The organism is Rahnella sp. CJA17(1/100) (assembly GCF_963881615.1).
In the GTDB taxonomy this organism is placed as follows: domain Bacteria; phylum Pseudomonadota; class Gammaproteobacteria; order Enterobacterales; family Enterobacteriaceae; genus Rahnella; species Rahnella aceris.
The window spans coordinates 102,915-119,758 of record NZ_CAWOJA010000001.1 but is presented as its reverse complement, the minus strand read 5'-3'; the positions used below and the strand labels follow the sequence as shown (position 1 = coordinate 119,758).

At 52.1% G+C, this 16,844-nt stretch carries 22 protein-coding genes and 1 pseudogene; 17 read left to right on the top strand and 6 right to left on the bottom strand.

Going from position 1 to position 16,844, the window contains the following annotated elements; translation table 11 throughout:
- Nucleotides 1-11 precede the first annotated feature (11 nt).
- The 3 genes from urtE to AACU55_RS00575 all read left to right on the top strand — a co-directional run bounded on the left by urtE (nt 12) and on the right by AACU55_RS00575 (nt 1,743).
- Entirely contained in the window at nt 12-710 is a 699-nt protein-coding gene (urtE, locus tag AACU55_RS00585) for an urea ABC transporter ATP-binding subunit UrtE (protein ID WP_134706476.1), read from the top strand.
- Between the two features lie 233 nt (nt 711-943).
- The gene (locus tag AACU55_RS00580) at nt 944-1,360 is read left to right on the top strand and encodes a DUF2442 domain-containing protein (protein WP_013573419.1); all 417 of its coding nucleotides are present in this window, start codon (nt 944-946) and stop codon (nt 1,358-1,360) included.
- Complete coding sequence (locus AACU55_RS00575) at nt 1,360-1,743, top strand: hypothetical protein (protein WP_037033836.1); 384 nt, start codon at nt 1,360-1,362, stop codon at nt 1,741-1,743. The genes AACU55_RS00580 and AACU55_RS00575 overlap by 1 nt, the downstream gene beginning before the upstream one ends.
- 63 nt (nt 1,744-1,806) lie before the next feature.
- Here AACU55_RS00575 and AACU55_RS00570 read toward each other — a convergent pair whose 3' ends face one another.
- Nucleotides 1,807-2,055, bottom strand: a complete 249-nt coding sequence (locus tag AACU55_RS00570; protein WP_013573417.1) for a GlsB/YeaQ/YmgE family stress response membrane protein — start codon at nt 2,053-2,055, stop codon at nt 1,807-1,809.
- Between the two features lie 403 nt (nt 2,056-2,458).
- On the opposite strand from AACU55_RS00570, the gene bhsA reads away from it, so the two are divergent.
- The 3 genes from bhsA to AACU55_RS00555 all read left to right on the top strand — a co-directional run bounded on the left by bhsA (nt 2,459) and on the right by AACU55_RS00555 (nt 3,976).
- A complete protein-coding gene (gene bhsA / locus AACU55_RS00565) occupies nt 2,459-2,716 on the top strand; it encodes a multiple stress resistance protein BhsA (protein WP_013573416.1) in 258 nt (85 codons plus the stop codon).
- Between the two features lie 158 nt (nt 2,717-2,874).
- Complete coding sequence (locus tag AACU55_RS00560; protein ID WP_013573415.1) at nt 2,875-3,510, top strand: LysE family translocator; 636 nt, start codon at nt 2,875-2,877, stop codon at nt 3,508-3,510.
- Between the two features lie 19 nt (nt 3,511-3,529).
- Nucleotides 3,530-3,976: a GNAT family N-acetyltransferase gene (locus AACU55_RS00555; RefSeq protein ID WP_037033837.1), complete on the top strand. Its 447-nt coding sequence runs from the start codon at nt 3,530-3,532 to the stop codon at nt 3,974-3,976.
- Here the strand turns inward: AACU55_RS00555 and yfcF are convergent.
- A complete protein-coding gene (gene yfcF / locus AACU55_RS00550; RefSeq protein WP_013573413.1) occupies nt 3,968-4,597 on the bottom strand; it encodes a glutathione transferase in 630 nt (209 codons plus the stop codon). The two genes, AACU55_RS00555 and yfcF, sit on opposite strands and share 9 nt — an antisense overlap.
- Before the next feature lie 295 nt (nt 4,598-4,892).
- Here yfcF and AACU55_RS00545 point away from each other — a divergent pair, with 295 nt between their 5' ends.
- The 5 genes from AACU55_RS00545 to AACU55_RS00525 all read left to right on the top strand — a co-directional run bounded on the left by AACU55_RS00545 (nt 4,893) and on the right by AACU55_RS00525 (nt 7,512).
- On the top strand, nt 4,893-5,543 hold the full coding sequence (locus tag AACU55_RS00545; RefSeq protein ID WP_037033838.1) for a hypothetical protein: 651 nt from the start codon (nt 4,893-4,895) through the stop codon (nt 5,541-5,543).
- 21 nt (nt 5,544-5,564) lie between these two features.
- Nucleotides 5,565-5,756 (top strand): hypothetical protein, encoded by a 192-nt coding sequence (locus AACU55_RS00540; RefSeq protein WP_037033839.1) that lies wholly within the window; start codon nt 5,565-5,567, stop codon nt 5,754-5,756.
- 22 nt (nt 5,757-5,778) lie between these two features.
- Nucleotides 5,779-6,258, top strand: a complete 480-nt coding sequence (locus tag AACU55_RS00535) for an Hcp family type VI secretion system effector (RefSeq protein WP_134706475.1) — start codon at nt 5,779-5,781, stop codon at nt 6,256-6,258.
- 217 nt (nt 6,259-6,475) lie between these two features.
- The gene (locus tag AACU55_RS00530) at nt 6,476-7,015 is read left to right on the top strand and encodes a hypothetical protein (RefSeq protein ID WP_037033841.1); all 540 of its coding nucleotides are present in this window, start codon (nt 6,476-6,478) and stop codon (nt 7,013-7,015) included.
- Between the two features lie 14 nt (nt 7,016-7,029).
- Nucleotides 7,030-7,512: a GNAT family N-acetyltransferase gene (locus AACU55_RS00525; RefSeq protein WP_037033842.1), complete on the top strand. Its 483-nt coding sequence runs from the start codon at nt 7,030-7,032 to the stop codon at nt 7,510-7,512.
- On the opposite strand, the gene AACU55_RS00520 is transcribed toward AACU55_RS00525, so the two are convergent.
- Nucleotides 7,496-7,948: a GNAT family N-acetyltransferase gene (locus tag AACU55_RS00520; protein ID WP_134706474.1), complete on the bottom strand. Its 453-nt coding sequence runs from the start codon at nt 7,946-7,948 to the stop codon at nt 7,496-7,498. The two genes, AACU55_RS00525 and AACU55_RS00520, sit on opposite strands and share 17 nt — an antisense overlap.
- A 28-nt stretch (nt 7,949-7,976) precedes the next feature.
- Entirely contained in the window at nt 7,977-8,543 is a 567-nt protein-coding gene (locus AACU55_RS00515) for a helix-turn-helix domain-containing protein (protein WP_013573409.1), read from the bottom strand.
- A gap of 138 nt (nt 8,544-8,681) precedes the next feature.
- Between AACU55_RS00515 and AACU55_RS00510 the strand changes: the two genes are divergently transcribed.
- The 5 genes and pseudogenes from AACU55_RS00510 (at nt 8,682) to AACU55_RS00490 (ending at nt 13,358) form a co-directional block, all read left to right on the top strand.
- On the top strand, nt 8,682-9,884 hold the full coding sequence (locus AACU55_RS00510) for a benzoate/H(+) symporter BenE family transporter (RefSeq protein ID WP_013573408.1): 1,203 nt from the start codon (nt 8,682-8,684) through the stop codon (nt 9,882-9,884).
- Between the two features lie 122 nt (nt 9,885-10,006).
- The gene (gene idnD / locus AACU55_RS00505; RefSeq protein WP_134706473.1) at nt 10,007-11,038 is read left to right on the top strand and encodes an L-idonate 5-dehydrogenase; all 1,032 of its coding nucleotides are present in this window, start codon (nt 10,007-10,009) and stop codon (nt 11,036-11,038) included.
- Nucleotides 11,039-11,125: 87 nt separating this feature from the next.
- A complete protein-coding gene (locus tag AACU55_RS00500) occupies nt 11,126-11,722 on the top strand; it encodes a DJ-1/PfpI family protein (RefSeq protein WP_134706472.1) in 597 nt (198 codons plus the stop codon).
- A 131-nt stretch (nt 11,723-11,853) separates the two neighbouring features.
- A pseudogene (locus AACU55_RS00495) lies at nt 11,854-12,396 on the top strand (isochorismatase family protein); the annotation flags it as partial.
- Nucleotides 12,397-12,443: 47 nt separating this feature from the next.
- Nucleotides 12,444-13,358: a GlxA family transcriptional regulator gene (locus tag AACU55_RS00490; RefSeq protein WP_013573404.1), complete on the top strand. Its 915-nt coding sequence runs from the start codon at nt 12,444-12,446 to the stop codon at nt 13,356-13,358.
- Between the two features lie 198 nt (nt 13,359-13,556).
- Here AACU55_RS00490 and AACU55_RS00485 read toward each other — a convergent pair whose 3' ends face one another.
- The gene (locus AACU55_RS00485) at nt 13,557-14,099 is read right to left on the bottom strand and encodes a hypothetical protein (protein ID WP_134706471.1); all 543 of its coding nucleotides are present in this window, start codon (nt 14,097-14,099) and stop codon (nt 13,557-13,559) included.
- 163 nt (nt 14,100-14,262) lie between these two features.
- Complete coding sequence (locus AACU55_RS00480; protein ID WP_134706470.1) at nt 14,263-15,258, bottom strand: acyltransferase; 996 nt, start codon at nt 15,256-15,258, stop codon at nt 14,263-14,265.
- A 235-nt stretch (nt 15,259-15,493) separates the two neighbouring features.
- On the opposite strand from AACU55_RS00480, the gene AACU55_RS00475 reads away from it, so the two are divergent.
- The gene (locus tag AACU55_RS00475) at nt 15,494-16,732 is read left to right on the top strand and encodes an MFS transporter (protein ID WP_134706468.1); all 1,239 of its coding nucleotides are present in this window, start codon (nt 15,494-15,496) and stop codon (nt 16,730-16,732) included.
- Nucleotides 16,733-16,844 lie beyond the last annotated feature (112 nt).

Here is a 16,844-nt window from a genome sequence, read left to right as displayed (position 1 = left end):
GGAGCCGCATTATGTTGCAGGTAAATGAACTGAATCAGTTTTACGGCGGCAGCCACATTTTGCGCGGCTTGTCTTTTGAGGCAAAAATCGGCGAAGTGACGTGCCTGCTCGGGCGTAATGGCGTCGGAAAAACCACGCTGCTCAAATGCCTGATGGGGCTGATACCGGCGAAATCCGGCACCATCAGCTGGCAGGATCAGGTGATCAATTCCCGCAAACCGCACCAGCGTGTACAGGCGGGAATTGCCTATGTCCCGCAGGGACGCGAAATTTTTCCGCGTCTGACCGTGGAAGAAAATCTGCTGATGGGGCTGTCGCGTTTTTCCGGCAGCAATGCTAAACAGGTGCCGGATGAAATCTATCATCTGTTCCCGATCCTGCTGGAAATGAAGCATCGCCGCGGCGGTGATTTGTCCGGCGGCCAGCAGCAACAACTGGCGATTGGCCGTGCGCTGGCCTGCAAACCGAATCTCCTGATCCTCGACGAACCGACCGAAGGCATTCAGCCGTCGGTGATAAAGGAAATCGGTGCGGTGATCAAACAGCTCTCCGCCCGGGGAGACATGGCGATCCTGCTGGTCGAACAATTCTACGATTTCGCCGCCGAACTGGCCGACAGCTATCTGGTGATGTCGCGCGGCAGCATTGTGAAACGCGGGCGCGGGACAGAAATGGAGGCGGAAGGCGTGCGCGGGCTGGTGGCGATTTAGTCCCTGATAAAGTAACGCTCGCTAATTCATCCCTTCAGGTCTACCATAAACCTAACTGCTAGGTTTATGGATAAACTCATGCCCACAATTCTCCGCTTTTCAGGATGGTTGATTATGGTTTACAGCCATGATCACCTGCCGCGCCATGTTCATTTACGACGCGGAGATCAAAGCTTTGTTTCGTTACTTAGAAGCAAATATCGTCACGCTCAATGCTGAATGGGAGAAGATCCATGGCACCAATGACACGATTTGATGCGGCGTTAAAACGCGGGGAGCAAACGGCTAATGACCCTTCCCGCCCTGTTTCGGTCGAATACCGTCCTGAACAACATGCCTTTATGATCATGCACGGCAACGGCGTCGGGTATCTTATTAACATTGATTTGATTGAAGAACTTCAGCACGCGACGCAGGAACAACTGAACACCGCAGCAGTCGATGGTTTCAGCAAAGCACTGCGTATTCCGGCCTGTAATGTGGATATTTACCTGCCGGGATTACTTGCAAAAATTCTATTTGATGCCAGCGACTTACAGAAAATTGTTGCCTCAATTAACGGTGCCATGCGCAGCGCGGTTAAAGCCAGTGCCAGCCGGGAAAATGGTAAAAAAGGCGGACGTCCGCGTAAAAATACAGAGTTACGTTAATGCCCAAAATCAAAAGTCAGGAAGCCCTGATGCGTCAGCGCAAGCGCTGGATCATGCTGGCGGTGCTGTTGGCGGTGATCGCCGCAGGCCATCAGTGGTGGAAACAAGGGAAACTCGTCTCCGAGCAATGGAGTCCGAACAAACAATATGTGGTGCGCGAGTATAAAACTTTCGAATTTATTCCGCGCATGACCATGCCGGGCGACGGCGGGCATTATTCCGGCTATATGCGTGTCTACAACCGCGACGGTAAACAATTTTACGAAGAGTATTCCGACCTGCTCGACTTTATCGAAGGGCCGTTCTGGGCGAAGGAAGGCGTTTACTGGATGGGCAATGAAAATCAGGACATCGTACGACTGCCGACGTCGCCGGTAGAGTGATTAACAGACACAAAAAAGCCGCGACTTGCGCGGCTTTTCACATCTCAACCTAAGGTCGACACCTTAGCTTCTGACTTTACGGTAGATAAACAGTACGACGATCGCACCAATCACGGCGACAACGAAGCTGCCGAAGTTGAATCCGTCTACGCGACCAAAACCGAAGAAAGTACTGATATAACCACCCACAACGGCACCTACCACACCCAGGACTACGGTCAGAATGAATCCGCCGCCATCTTTGCCCGGCATGATCCATTTCGCCAGAATACCTGCAATCAGACCAAAGATAATCCAGGATAAAATTCCCATTTTCGACTCCTCCGAATAAATTTCCGTTACCGTGAATATTGTTCAGCCAAATTAGCCAAACAAGAGCAGAACGCTTCAGGCTCTGCGAGCAGAACGTGTGTTTTGCACGAACGCCCTCTTCTTGAACTGCAGATAAAGTCTAGCACCCTTTCTACAAAACCGCCCAAAATCAGCAGGAAGGGAAGAAATGCAGAGAAACCTAAGGCAGTTTCAGGCTGTGTCAGCACGAATGCGGTTTCGTCAGCTACCCGCATTCGCACGTAAAATTGCGTAAAAAGTAGGCCAAATATTTTGAACAAGATACTCAAATCAATCCGTTTTTCATCTCCGGGTATCACGCCTATTATACATTCATCGAAAGGCAACCACCTTTCACTCTCATAACCTGAATGGATAAATCATCATGAAAAACGTCAAAATTTTTGCTGTAGCTGCAACCCTTTCCCTGATTTCTTTCGGCAGCTTCGCGGCTCAGCAGATTACTCAGCCATCAAGTGACATGCAGAAAATTGGGGTGATTTCCGCCGCCAACTCCACCTCCATCAGTGGCCTGGAAGCGAAACTTTCACAACAAGCGAAAGATGCCGGTGCCTCTTCTTACCGCATCATCTCCGTGACCGGGAACAACAAACTGCACGCTGACGCTGAAATCTACAAATAATCGTCTGCGCGAAAACCCTCTGAAAAGCCTGTGGAAGCCCGACTTCCACAGGCTTTTTTATTTGCCAGTATTTTTATGCCGAATTTCATTTAAATTCGCGATTGCATCTCTGCCGTCCGCTTCACTATTCTGGTTTTTTCGCTCATCAGGAAAAGCCAATGACCGTTACCGAATCCCTGCTTTCTTACGCGCTTGCCGCTGGCATTTTAACCCTCACCCCCGGTCTCGATACCGCACTGGTGCTGCGCACTGCCGCCAGTCAGGGCAGTAAAAAGGCGCTGTCCACCGCTTTTGGCATCAGCACCGGTTGTCTGGTCTGGGGCGCGATGGTAGCACTTGGCCTCGGTGCCGTGCTCGCCGCCTCTGAAATCGCCTTCAATGTCTTGAAATGGATCGGTGCCGCGTATCTGGCCTGGCTCGGCCTGCAGATGTTGTTCAAACCCCGCAACGAAATGAACATGGATGCGCCGCAAAGCCGCCGCACCGCCTTACGCATCGGGAACTCGCCGTTCGTTAAAGGCCTTTTTGGCAACGTGCTTAACCCGAAAGTCGGTGTGTTTTATGTCTCTTTCCTGCCGCAGTTCGTCGCCACCGGCTATCCGGTCGGGCCGTACATTTTCGGCCTCGCCGCCATGCATGCGGTGATCGGGACGTTATGGTCGGTCACCATGATTTCAGCCACCCGCCCGCTGTCGCGCTGGTTGCGCCGTCCGGCAGTGGTCAGAACGCTGGACCGGCTCACCGGCACCGTGTTTATCGCTTTTGCAGTTCGCCTCGCTACGACAAAACGTTAACGGAAAAAGGAAAAATGTCATGAAGACTCGTCTCACCCATGCCCCGACCGAAAGCGATCTCGAGGAGATCAAAACGGCACTGCGGGATTTCAACAGAAACTTTATCCCGAAACCGACCTTCCGCGAGTTAGGCATTTTCGTGGAAGATGAAAATGGCAAGAAACTGGGCGGTATCGTGGCTGAAACCGTCGGCTACTGGATGTACATAAAGATGCTGTGGGTCGATGAAACGCTGCGCGGCAAAGATGTCGGCACGCAGCTCATCAGGGAAGCGGAAGAGGAAGCCAAAGCCCGGGGTTGCCGTTACTCGCTGGTTGATACGTTCAGTTTCCAGGCGCGGCCTTTCTACGAACGTATGGGCTATAGCATGCAAATGGCGCTGGAGGATTACATCCCTGATTCCCGCGCGCCGGACGATGCGCCCTCGACGCATACGCGGTTCTTTCTGACAAAAACGTTAAGCTGAAAGCGCCAGCCATTCCTTCACCGATGGCCGCTGCCATTGCGCCTCTGCGTAAGCGGCCAGTTTCTCCGGCAGCGGATCGCCGTTCAGATGCAGACGATTAAGCATCAGCGCCAGATCCACGTCCGCAATACACCATTCGCCAAATAAATATTCTTTGTCGCCCAGTAAAAACGCGGCGGCGGCATACAATTTTTCAGCCGCCTGCTGTCCGCTTGCACTGAGCGCCGGACGTTTCGCACCGGCAAACACCACTTCCGTTGAACGCTCTTCGCGAATAGGCATCAGATCGCTGCGCAGCCATGCCTGTACTTCACGGGCCTTGGCGCGGTTTTCAGGGTCAGCCGGGTAAATGGCCGGGAACGTGGGCGCAGGGAACAACTCTTCGACATATTCATCAATCGCAGAAGACTCGGATAACACAAACGTGCCATTGGTTAATGTCGGTACGCGGCGGGTGACGGAAATCGCCGAATAATTTTCCTTCAGGTTTTCCGCGTTAGCCAGATCTACCTTTTCCAGTTCAAAGGGAATGCCTTTTTCGGTCAGCGCGACAAAAGCGGACATCACGTATGGGCTGAAAAAATTGGCATCGGAATACAAAATCAGCGAAGGCTGGCTCATGGCAAACTCCTGAAAGAAATAAAACAAAGGAAGAAAAACATAGCGCAGAAAGAGGGAGGTGTCGTTAAAAACTCATTCAGATGATAAACCCGAGTGGAGTTGTTGGGATACGGGCAAATTTTCTCATTCTAAAGAATGCGTACATCATCTTATACATTAAGCTAATTTTGAGAAACTGATTAAACAAGATATTTTCCGCACCAAACTTTCGCACGTTTTTTAACCATTGTCATTTGGCTTAAGTCAATATATCCTCTAAAAAACCGCCAAACAAACGGACTTCAAAGGGCGTCTTATGGATAATTCAGAAGAGATAGCACAGCGCATTGCCGACATAATTATTTCCCCTGATTCAGCTATTGGTTTGGTACATGGAATACTTTCCGTGCCAGTTGATCTTGGATATCTTGCATATGGTTTTTTCGATACAGATTCATACCACGCGCATGAAACAGAAACAATAAGAATAATAGAAGCGATTAAACGTGGAATACTGGAACATGATCGGATTACGGACGCGATACAAACTATACTTAACGATTTCAATAAATACGTTTCAGAAAGCGAACAAAACAAAACATACAGCCGATCTGTTTTCTCAGTTGTCGGCAGAACTGCAACTAATACAGTTATTGCCGGGAAAGTTGCTATCGCGATAGCTCAAGGAACAAGCTTTTTTGTGAAAGTAAGAGGCGGGGTCATTGGAAACATATTATTAGTCGGAGGAATGAAAGAACGCTGCATTCGGGCATCAGAAAAGCTGAGCGTGGAAGTGCCTGAACTCTACGCTATTTTGCGGTTAAAAGATTATGATCTGCTTTATTTCCTGTTCGAGCCTGCCCTGTCACCTTTTGTTGACGCCCTGTATGTTCGACACCAACAAGGCTCTCCCGCGTTTGATAAGATCCTAAAAATTGTAGATTCAAAAGTTGGAGGCCGTGGATAAGTGGATAAGAAACCCAGTTTTATGAAGAAAGCTGCAAATGCTGCAGTAGGTCAAATAGGCGCTATCCTTGGCGGTGCATCAGTCTGGTTTTCGTTATTCTTTGTATTTTATTTTGATACCTGGCTGGAGAGATTGCTCGCCATTTCAGCTATGGTATTTGTCATATGGATTATTGGTAAACTAGTCGATAAATATTACCCGCAAGATAACTAAACATTAAAAATAAGGATATTTCATGTCAAATCCGGCATATTTATTTCTAACCGGAGTAGATGGTTCACCCATTGTTGGTGGTTCGTTGGTTTCAGGCAGAGAAGGGACGATAGAGTTAAAATCAGTGACTCATAATATGCATATCCCAGCCGACAGAAACACGGGTAAACTAACAGGGACACGAATACATTCTCCGATCACCTTGCAAAAAGAATTCGATAGGACAACGCCGCTTTTGTATCGCGCACTGAGTGAAGGACAAACGCTGAAGTCTGCTACAATCAAAATGTATCATATTCTTGAGGCGGGAATAGAAGCCGAATACTTCAATATCATTTTGGAAAATGTAAAAGTTACATCCATTGCACCAAATTTATACCCAGGCAACCAGACTGGGACACATTTTGAAACTATCCAGCTACGCTATGAAAGCATTACATGGAAGTATGTAAACGGGAATATCATTTATAAAGATACCTGGAATGAACGCATAACCGCCTAATAGATCGGCGACAACCCACTACAGCCTCCATCTCTGCTTCGGAAATCCAAAAACGACATATAAAGTCGGCATTTTTACGCCTCCAACCCACCTCATACTTATTCATTGTAGCAATGAATAAGTATGAGGTCCGCCAAAGATAAACGTTCGCATCCTGCGCACGTCTCCCTATACTGCTGTTATGTCGGCTGATTCAGCACCTGTTCAGGAAACTCCTATGAAGTCATGGCTCTTACCTCTTTTGCTGCTTGCACCGCTCTGCTCGCAGGCGGCATCTACGCCGAAAGAAATCAAAGCGCGGTTCAGCCAGTTTAAGGTCGGCGATAAAACCATTTGCCTGGATGATGTGACTTACGCCAACAACAGCAAAATGAAAGTTATCGAGAACGGCTTCGTGGTTTCGAAACGCAAGAATGTGCTGGTTTATCAGAGCAACACCTTATTTCTGCTCGGTAATGACATCACGGTGAACATCAAGGCCGTGATTGAAAGCAAGGCGGGGGAAACAGGATTCCGTAATCAGTTTAAACAGGCGATGATCCGGGTCGACGGGATGGATGATCCGACGCGCGCCAGTGAAAAAGCCAAAATCATTCAGTCTTTTGAAGACGTGATTTCAGATAAAAATAATGAAACGCCCTACAGTTCAGTGGCGCTGACCGATAAAGGCTACATCATCACGCAGATGGAAAGTCATTCCACCACCATCAGCGAATGCTACGTCACGCCTTATAAGAAGCCGGAAAACAACAAATAAATCAGAGGGAAAGGATGACTATTTTAGCGCCGATGAGTGCTGCGTTTTACCAGGGTTTCGCAGAACAGCTGGCAAAAGATTATGCAGAAGAGAACGTAACAGCCGGTCTTTGGCAGGCGGATACCGCGCTGGAACGGGCTCGCAGTTCTACGCAAAGTGCACTGCCGCAAGGTATTGATACGCCGGATCAGTATCTTTTTGAGATTAAAACCAAAGAGAACGGCGAAACAGCGGGTTATTTATGGTTTGCCAATGTGGAACGTTATGGCGTGCGCAGCGCGTTCGTGTACGAACTGACGGTGTATCCGCAATTTCGCCGTCAGGGTCATGCAGCGGCAGCGTTCAGATTGATGGAAGAACGCCTGCAGGAACAGGGTTGTGTGGCAATTGAACTGAATGTCTTTGCCAGCAATCCCGGTGCGCAGGCGCTGTACGCCAGCCTCGGTTACGTCACAACGAAAATGAATATGCGTAAACCACTTAACGGGAATATTTAATAAATTCGGTCAGCGTACCAATACGATCATACAGTTTGCGGGCAGTATGATTTGAGGTCTGGGTGGTCCAGTAGACGTTGGCTTTATTGTTTTCGTCGGCGTAAGCATAAACCGCTTCAATCAGTTTTTGCCCGATCCCCAGTTTGCGGGCGCGGTCGTCAACGTACAAATCCTGCAAATACACCACCTGCTGCATGTGCCAGCCATGATCGTGATTGATACAGTTCACCAGCCCGACCAGTTTTCCCTCGTACTCCGCCACATAGCCAAACATGCTGGCGTAATCAGGCTGTGATAAACGCTGGAAAGTGTAATCAAATTGCGCCGGATTGAGTTCCGACTGGTAAAAATCCAGATAATCTCGCCATAACACTTCCCAACCTTCGCGGTCTGCGGGGGTTAACAGACGGATCATCACATCTTGCTGCTGGCTCATCGGGCATTCTCCTCAGGAAATGAAAACGTTACGGGCGTGACTGCGGATAATGTATCAGGTCATGGAAACGCACGGAATGACCGCTTTCATTGCGGTAAGCGTGCGGACAATCGGCGACAAAACGCAAAGCTTCACCGGCGCTGAGCACACGCGTCACGCCGTCAACCGTCAGCGTCAGTTCACCTTCGATAACAATCACATGCTCAATCACTCCGGCTTCGTGTGGTGTGGATTCGCTGCATCCGCCCGGCTCGAGATCGATAACAAACATGTCCATACGCAGCGTGGTATCGAACGGAAACAGCGGCACCACGCGCATGCCCGAAGTGTCACTGTTGAACGTAGTCAGTAAGCCATGGCGATGCAACGCCGCTGACTGCGCGGGCGGCGTTTCGAGAAATTCCGAGAACGAAACATTCAGGCCGCTGGCGATTTTCCACAGCGTCGCGACGGTCGGGCTGGATTCGCCGCGCTCGATTTGCCCGAGCATCGCCTTGCTGACGCCGGTATGTTCTGCCGTCTGGCTGAGACTCCAGCCGCGTTCGCTGCGCACGGCTTTCAGCTGGCTGCCAATATGGTGGGTGAGTTCCTGCATCCTGACTCCTCTGGCAATCGTTTTTACCGATCGCGATTGTGCGTTATAACGCACAGTGATATCTTGAGCGCAGCAGATGTGCGCTATAACGCACAACAGCATACCGCCAGCGTCCGCTAACCAGAAGGAATTTCGCCCATGGCCTCGCGTCTCAGTTTGCAGAATTTAACGTTTTCGGCGGTAATCGCCGGATTTGTCGCGGTTTTAGTCGGGTATACCAGCTCCGCCGCGATTATCTTTCAGGCGGCGGAAGCGGCGGGCGCCAGCGTAGCGCAGATTGGCGGCTGGCTGAGTATGCTCGGGCTGGGCATGGGCGTTACCAGCATCGGGCTATCGTTGTATTACCGCACGCCGGTGGTGACGGCGTGGTCAACGCCCGGCGCGGCGCTGCTGGTGACCAGCCTGCCCGGCACTTCGCTTAACGAAGCCATTGGCGTATTTGTGTTTGCCACCGGGCTGATCCTGCTGTGTGGCGTGACCGGCTTATTCGCCAGACTGATGCATTACATTCCTCAGGCGCTGTCAGCGGCGATGCTCGGCGGTATTCTGTTGCGTTTCGGGCTGAACGCCTTTACCTCACTGCAAAGCAATTTTGCCCTCGCAGGGACCATGTGTCTGGTGTATCTGCTGGCAAAACGCGCCCTGCCGCGCTATGCGGTGGTAATGGCGCTGGTTGCCGGGCTGATCGTCGCCGCATTACAGGGGGATATTGCGCTGCACGGGCAGACGCTGACCTTCGCCGCACCGGCGTTTGTGATGCCGCATTTCACACTTTCCACCATTATCGGCATTGGCATTCCGTTTTTTGTGGTGACCATGGCCTCACAGAATGCGCCGGGCATCGCCACACTGAAAGCGCACGGCTACCATCTGCCTGTTTCGCCACTGATTTCCTGGACGGCGCTGACTGCGTTAGTTTTAGCGCCGTTCGGCGGTTTTACCATCTGTATCGCCGCCATTACCGCCGCAATTTGTATGGGTGAGGATATTCATCCTGATCCCAAAAAACGCTATATGGCAGCCGTCTCGGCAGGCGTTTTCTATCTGATTGCGGGCGTGTTTGGCGGTTCCATCGGCATGGTCTTTACTGCGTTGCCGGAGGCGCTGATCCACACCATCGCCGGGCTGGCGCTGCTCGGCACCATTGCTGGCAGCCTGTACCGCGCGCTGGAAAATGAGCGTCAGCGCGACGCGGCAATCATTACGTTTCTGATCACTGCTTCCGGCGTCACGCTGCTGGGAGTCGGTTCGGCATTCTGGGGGCTGGCCGGTGGTGTGATAACCCATCTGATCCTCAGCATTCCGGCGCGCAATCGTGATAAATCTGCCGGGAAAAGTTGAGTCCGTTCAAGTTATGGGTAACAGGTTTTCGTAACACGGCGCAAAGTGACGACGATCACATTTTATGACCGGCAAACCCTCTTTACTGGGCGCAATCAGGCCCTTTAAAGAGCGAGAATTCCATGACTATTGCCACACAATCCTGCGTCGTGACCGGGAAAAAAGACGTTTCGGTGATCAACCAGACCCTCGACTACACCGGAGCAGGTACGCTGGTGAAAATCACCCGCGGCGGCATCTGCGGCTCGGATCTGCATTATTACGAACACGGCGCGGTGGGTGATTTCAAAGTGCGCGAGGCGATGGTACTCGGCCACGAAGTGGTGGGTGTGGTGGAGAAATCGGATAACCCGCGTTTGCAGCCTGGTCAGAAAGTGGCGCTGAACCCGAGTAAGCCGTGCAAAGCCTGCAAATACTGTCTGTCCGGCGACGAAAACCAGTGCACCACCATGAAATTCTTCGGCAGCGCGATGTATTTCCCGCACATCAATGGCGCGTTTACGCAGTATAAGATCGTCGACAGCGACCAGTGCATTCCTTACGACAATCAGGTCAGTGACCGTCTGATGGTGTTCGCCGAGCCGCTGGCCGTCGCCATTCATGCCGTCAATCAGGCAGGCGATATTCATGGCAAAACGGTGTTTGTTTCCGGCGTCGGTCCGATCGGTTGCCTGATCGTGCTGGCGGCGAAAGCCAAAGGCGCCGCGCAAATCGTGGTGACGGACCCGAGCGAACGTTGCCGCACGCTGGCACTGGCGGTGGGTGCAGGTAAAGCGCTGGACGCCGCACAGGGTGATTTCAGTGAATATCAGGCGGAGAAAGGCTTTTTCGATGTCTCCTTCGATGCCTCCGGCCACCCGTCTTCCATCCGCCGTTGTCTGGAAGTGACCCGCGCGCGCGGCACGCTGGTTCAGGTCGGCATGGGACCGGTGGTGAATGAATTCCCGCTGGTGATGCTCATTGCCAAAGAAATTAACTGGGTCGGCAGCTTCCGCTTCACCGAAGAATTCAACACGGCGGTCGAATGGCTGGCGAATAAAACTGTCGATCCGATGCCGCTGCTGTCGGCGGAATTCCCGCAGGAAAGCCTGGTGGAAGCGCTGGAATACGCCCTGGATAAATCCAAAGCCTCGAAAGTGCAACTGGTTTTCTAACCGGGTCTGCAATACCAGTCACAATATCAAAACACCGTTTCATTTTATTATGTCCTCTGATTTTTATCCTCAGAGGACATTTGCATTATGGTAAAGGACAACGCGAAAAAGCAGGTCGCTCTGCTGCTGGCCGACGGATTTGAAGAAGGTGAAGCGGTAATTGTGCTCGATATTCTCGAGCGGCTGGAGATTCAGGTCACCACATTAGCCTGCCAGAAAAGCCTGACGTTGCGCACCTATCACGGCATTCAGATGCAGGCCAATGAATTGCTGTCTGCGCAGGGTGACCGTTTATTCGATGCCGTCGTCATGCCCGGCGGGCCGGAAGGTTCAGTGGCGCTGGCGGCCAGTAAAGAGGTGGTGGAATTTGTCCGCCGTCATGACGACGCCGGTAAACTGATTTGCCCGCTGTGCTCCGCTGCCGCGCGCGTACTCGGCGGAAACGGGCTGCTGAAAGGTCGTCGCTATGTCTGTTCCGGCGATTTATACAAAGACGTGAAAGACGGCGTTTACGTCAATCAGTCGTTTGTAGAAGACGGCAATTTACTCAGCGGCAAAGGATTAGGGCTGGCGTTTGATTTTGCGTTTCAGCTTGCGTACCGCCTGACCGGCGACGCTGAAACGACTAATTTCCAGGCCGACCATATCGACTATCACCACTGGCGCGCCGATCAGCAGCTTTGATCAAAAAATTCTGAACCGACGGCGGATGGCGCAGGTCGTCCGCCCTGGTCAGCATCATGTCCGTTTTTGGCATTCTTCTCATTTCAATTCAGGCGCACACTGGCTTAACACTCACCAGATGGAGTCCGAAAATGACCCAAAGCGCCCTGTTAAACATCGACGTTCAACGTTCCTTCGAACATAAAGACTTCTGGCAGCAGGATGATTTACCGGCTTTCAGCGCAGCATTAACCCGCCTGATTGATGGCTGTCAGGCCCGCAACGTGCCGGTTATCGACGTGTTTCACGTCAATCCTGATGGCGACTTTTCGCTGGCTTCCGGTCTGGTCACGCCGATGACGTTCCTCACACACCAGCCGCAACATGTCGTCCATAAACACGTCCACAATGCCCTGACGGAATCCGGCCTCGACGGCTGGCTGCGTGATAAAGGCATCACGCATCTGATTATCGCCGGTATGCGTACCGAGCAGTGCTGCGAAACCACGGCTCGCGTGGCGTCCGACCTCGGCTATTCGGTGACTTTTGTCACCGAAGCGACACTTACGTTCCCGATGACCCACGCCAGCGGACTCACGCTGAGCGCGCAGGAGATCAAATTGCGTACCGAGCTGGTGCTCGACGACCGCTTTGCCACCCTCACCGACGTGACCGGTGCGCTGGCGGAACTTGACCGCGTTGTGTGAAGATAGCGTTTTCCCCTGCGGACGGATGAAGCACTATGCAGCGAAATGTCTACTTTGTGACGCTCCCCGGCGTGATGTCGTTAGATCTCACCGGCCCGGCGGAAGCGCTGCGCCTGAGCGGGCAATTCCGGCTGCACTACATCGGGCCGCAGCCGGAAGTCATGATGTCTACCGGCCTGATGGTCAGCCATTTACAGCCACTGCCGCAAAGCCTGCCAGAGGGCAGCATTCTGATCATGCCGGGCGTGGCGGAATCCGCTGAAAACTTCAGCTCAATGGTGGCGCAGACGACCTGCGACTGGCTGCATCAGCAGAAAAGCGCCATTGAAGCGGGGAATTTAACGCTGGTATGTATCTGCTCCGGCAGCCTGCTGGCCGGAAAAGCCGGGCTGCTCGACGGCTATCAGTGCACGACACATCACGACGTGATCGGGCAGTTGCGCCAGCAGGTCCCCGCCGCACAGGTCAAAGATAACCGGATATTTGTTGAAGACCGTTCCGTGCTGACCAGCGCGGGCATCAGCGCCGGTATCGATCTGGCACTGCACCTGATCGCCACGCATCTGGGACCGCAGGCGGCGCTGGATGTCGCCCGCGAAATGGTGGTCTATTTTCGTCGTGGCGGTGATGATCCGCAACTCTCTCCGTGGCTGCGTTACCGTAATCATCTGCACCCCGCCGTTCACCGCGCACAAAATCTGATGGCCGCCGAACCGGAATCCGCCTGGCAGGTGGAAGAGGTCGCTGCCAGAGCGCACATCAGCGCACGCCACCTCACCCGTTTGTTCCGCCAGCATCTGGGTATCAGCGTGCGTGACTACCACGAGCAACTGCGTATCGCCGTGGCGCAACAGCGCCTTCAGCAGGGATCAGGCATCGAAAAAGCCGCCCTCGCCGCCGGATTTTCATCCGCAAGACAATTGCGCCGTGCGCAGGAGCGGTGGCGTTAAACGCAAGGCTGATTGCAAGTTGAGCATTAATTGAGTAAAATTTTATCCGCTGACGATTTGTGGGACTGAATGGCTACGCTAAACAGTACGTCGGTGTCTGCCTGTAAAGGCCGCTGGCCGTGCCGCGATAAGATGAAAATCCAAAGACCTCCGCCTGAAGCTGTAAAAACAAAAAAGCGACCCCGTGTCGCTTTTTTGTTATCTGCGCCTTGTTGGTAATTTAAGACCTTTCATCCTCGCATCAAAAATATGCCAAAAACTGAACCATCCATTTACGCCCACCGGGCCAGCCCATTTTTCTCTCGGGTAACTTGTCATCACTTTTAATCGTATGTCACCCACCGGATGTTTATTTTTTGTTATTTCAAAAAACAAACAATAATCCACACCCATATAATGTGCTTCCAGATAATAAAATGTTTCCTGATGCTGATGCAACGTCCGGCCTAATAACGCATTTTCATTAATGAGTTTATTTATAAGCTCGGGTAAGCGGAATGAATATGAATGACGTTGCGGACAAAAATATCGCTGATGCTTTCCGGGAGCATGAGGATAAACCCACAACTCAGATTCTGCCTGATGCGCCGTGAAACAATGATCAGTGTAGACCACAAAAATCCGTAACTTACGGGTTGGAAAATCGTCACTGGCTGGCCTGACAGCAACAATTGTCGATGCCCGAAGATGATCAAGCGTATAAATCACACCATTTATTTGAAAGGGCGGCCAGAATGTCATGATAATTTGCCTGGATAAGTGAAGCGAAATAATATCCGGAACAAAATGACAAAGATAATGAAAGAGATTAATCGTGACGTGCCGATTTAATAAAATGAGGGGAAATAAATTGATAATATCATGCACAACCATTCATGATGTGTATAAATAATCAATATTGTTTTCAGCTCACCCAATTCCGCCGGTCTATTTTCCCCAACCCCATCGCCAGTAATAATCCGCCACCCAGCCCGCAGATAAACAAAAAGGCGATGTTCAGCAGCGGATATTGCGGAAAGTCGAGATGCTGGCTGCGCAGGCCAATGATGATCAGTGCATGAAAGCCGTAGATGGCCAGGGAATGACGGGAGATCAGGGCAAATCCCGGCAGCATGCGGTGTGTCAGCGCGTTTTTGAACACCACGAACAGCGCGATGGCGGAGATAAACACCAGCGGGCCGCTGTAGACGTAAAAGGTGTCGGCGAAATTCTGGTTAATCTGCATCTGCCGGTACGTACCCGTGGCAATCGCCAGCGTGCTGAGGATAAACAGGGCGCTGGCGGTAAGCGTGATTACCATTTTTTCAGTATTGAGCTGGCTGATGGCGCGGCCCATCAGGGCGTAAAGCACGTAATAGAAGGTATCGCCACTGATGTATAAATCCAGCGGCAAAAGATGGATTTTCTGCCATGTCACGGCAGGCAGCTGCGGATTCGCCAGGACGCCAAGCAATGTTCCGGCGATCAGCAGGTATCTGCCGGATACGGCTTTAACATTAATCAGCGGGGAAATCAGGTAAATCACGATAATGGCGTAGAAAAACCAAAGATGGTAAAACACCGGTTTTTCCACAATCAGACGCAAAGACGGCCAAAATCCTATTTCTGTCATCGTGAGGATATACATCAGCGAGACGGCGCTGTAGAACAGCAAGCATAATGTGACGCGCCAAAAATGCCGTTTTTGCGCACTTTTTTCACCCAAAAATAGCGCACCGGAAATCATAAAGAACAGCGGCACACAGACGCGCGAGGCGGAATTGAGCAAGTTTGCCACTGTCCATTCAGCGGTATGGACCGCAGCGAAATTGACCACCAGCGAGGTGCTGGCGTGGATCATCACCACCATCATGCAGGCGAGCGCACGCAGATTATCTATCCAGCTGATTTTTTGGCTCATTCCCTGCAATTTCCTTCTTACCGATGGTTGTTGGCAGCGTAGCCAGCTTTTGGAGGGCTAACAAGGCAAAAGTGCCGTTCTCAGATTGTGCTGAACGTGAATCTGAAGATTGCGTTGCGCTCAAATAATCGGCAAAATAGCCAGCATTACTGCCTCGCTTGCGAAACCCGCCCGGACAGTCTCTTATTTTCTGCTAATTTTCAACCGATTAGCCTTACGTCTGTGAATAACTAAAATGCATAATTCTCCAAATACTGCGTCCCTTCTGGGTCGGCAGGCGCTTTTGTTCCCTCTGTGCCTGGTGCTGTTCGAATTCGCGACTTATATCGGTAACGATATGATCCAACCGGGCATGCTGGCCGTCGTGGCTAATTTTCATGCCGGGGAAGAATGGGTGCCAACATCCATGACCGCTTATCTGGCTGGCGGCATGTTCCTGCAATGGCTGCTCGGGCCACTGTCAGACAGGCGCGGGCGTCGTCCGGTTATGCTGGCGGGCGTGAGCTTTTTCATCATCACCTGTCTGGCCATTTTGTTCGTACAAAACATTGAACAGTTTATGGTGATGCGTTTCCTGCAAGGCATCAGCCTGTGCTTTATCGGCGCGGTCGGCTACGCGGCGATACAGGAATCTTTCGAAGAATCGGTGTGTATTAAAATCACGGCCATGATGGCGAATGTCGCGCTGATTGCCCCGCTGCTCGGGCCGCTGGCCGGTGCGGCGCTGATCCACATTGCCCCGTGGCAGTCGATGTTTGTAATTTTCGCCGTGCTCGCCGCTATCGCGCTGTGGGGATTGTGGAAATCGATGCCGGAAACAGCTTCCCGCCTTGGCGAACCGTTCTCGATGCCAAGCCTGCTGCGCGATTACAAGCACGTGCTGAAGAACCGTCAGTTCGTATGCGGCGCGCTGGCGATTGGTTTTGCCAGCCTGCCGCTGCTGACGTGGATTGCACAGTCGCCGGTGATTTTAATCAGCGGCGAAGGCTTAGCCACTTACGATTATGGCCTGTTACAGGTGCCGATTTTCGGCGCACTGATTATCGGTAACGTTACGCTGGCGCGCCTGACGGGCAAACGTACCGTCGAATATCTGATTAAACTGGGCGCAGGCCCGATGGTGGTCGGTTTGCTGATCGCCGCGGTGGCTACGATGTTTTCTGCGCACGCCTATCTGTGGATGACCGCCGGTCTGAGCCTGTATGCGTTCGGAATTGGTGTGGCGAATGCCGGTTTGTACCGCCTGACGCTGTTCTCCAGCGACATGAGCAAAGGGACTGTCTCCGCCGCCATGGGCGTTATCAGCATGATGATTTTCACGGTTGGGATTGAGCTGGCAAAAGTGGCTTACGTCGAAGGTGGTGCGGGGATGTTTAACATGTTCAACCTGATAAGCGGTCTCGCCTGGCTGGCGCTGGTGGTGGTTTTCCTGCGCAGCCGTCAGGTGGTGCTGCCGCCGAACAGCGTGGTGTGATTTCGATCTGAGTCGCCTGCAAAACCCCCTCCCCGCCTCCCCCTTCGCAGGGGGAGGCGTAAAAACGCCGACCTGCTCCCTCCCCTGCGAAGGGGAGGGCTGGGGTGGGGTA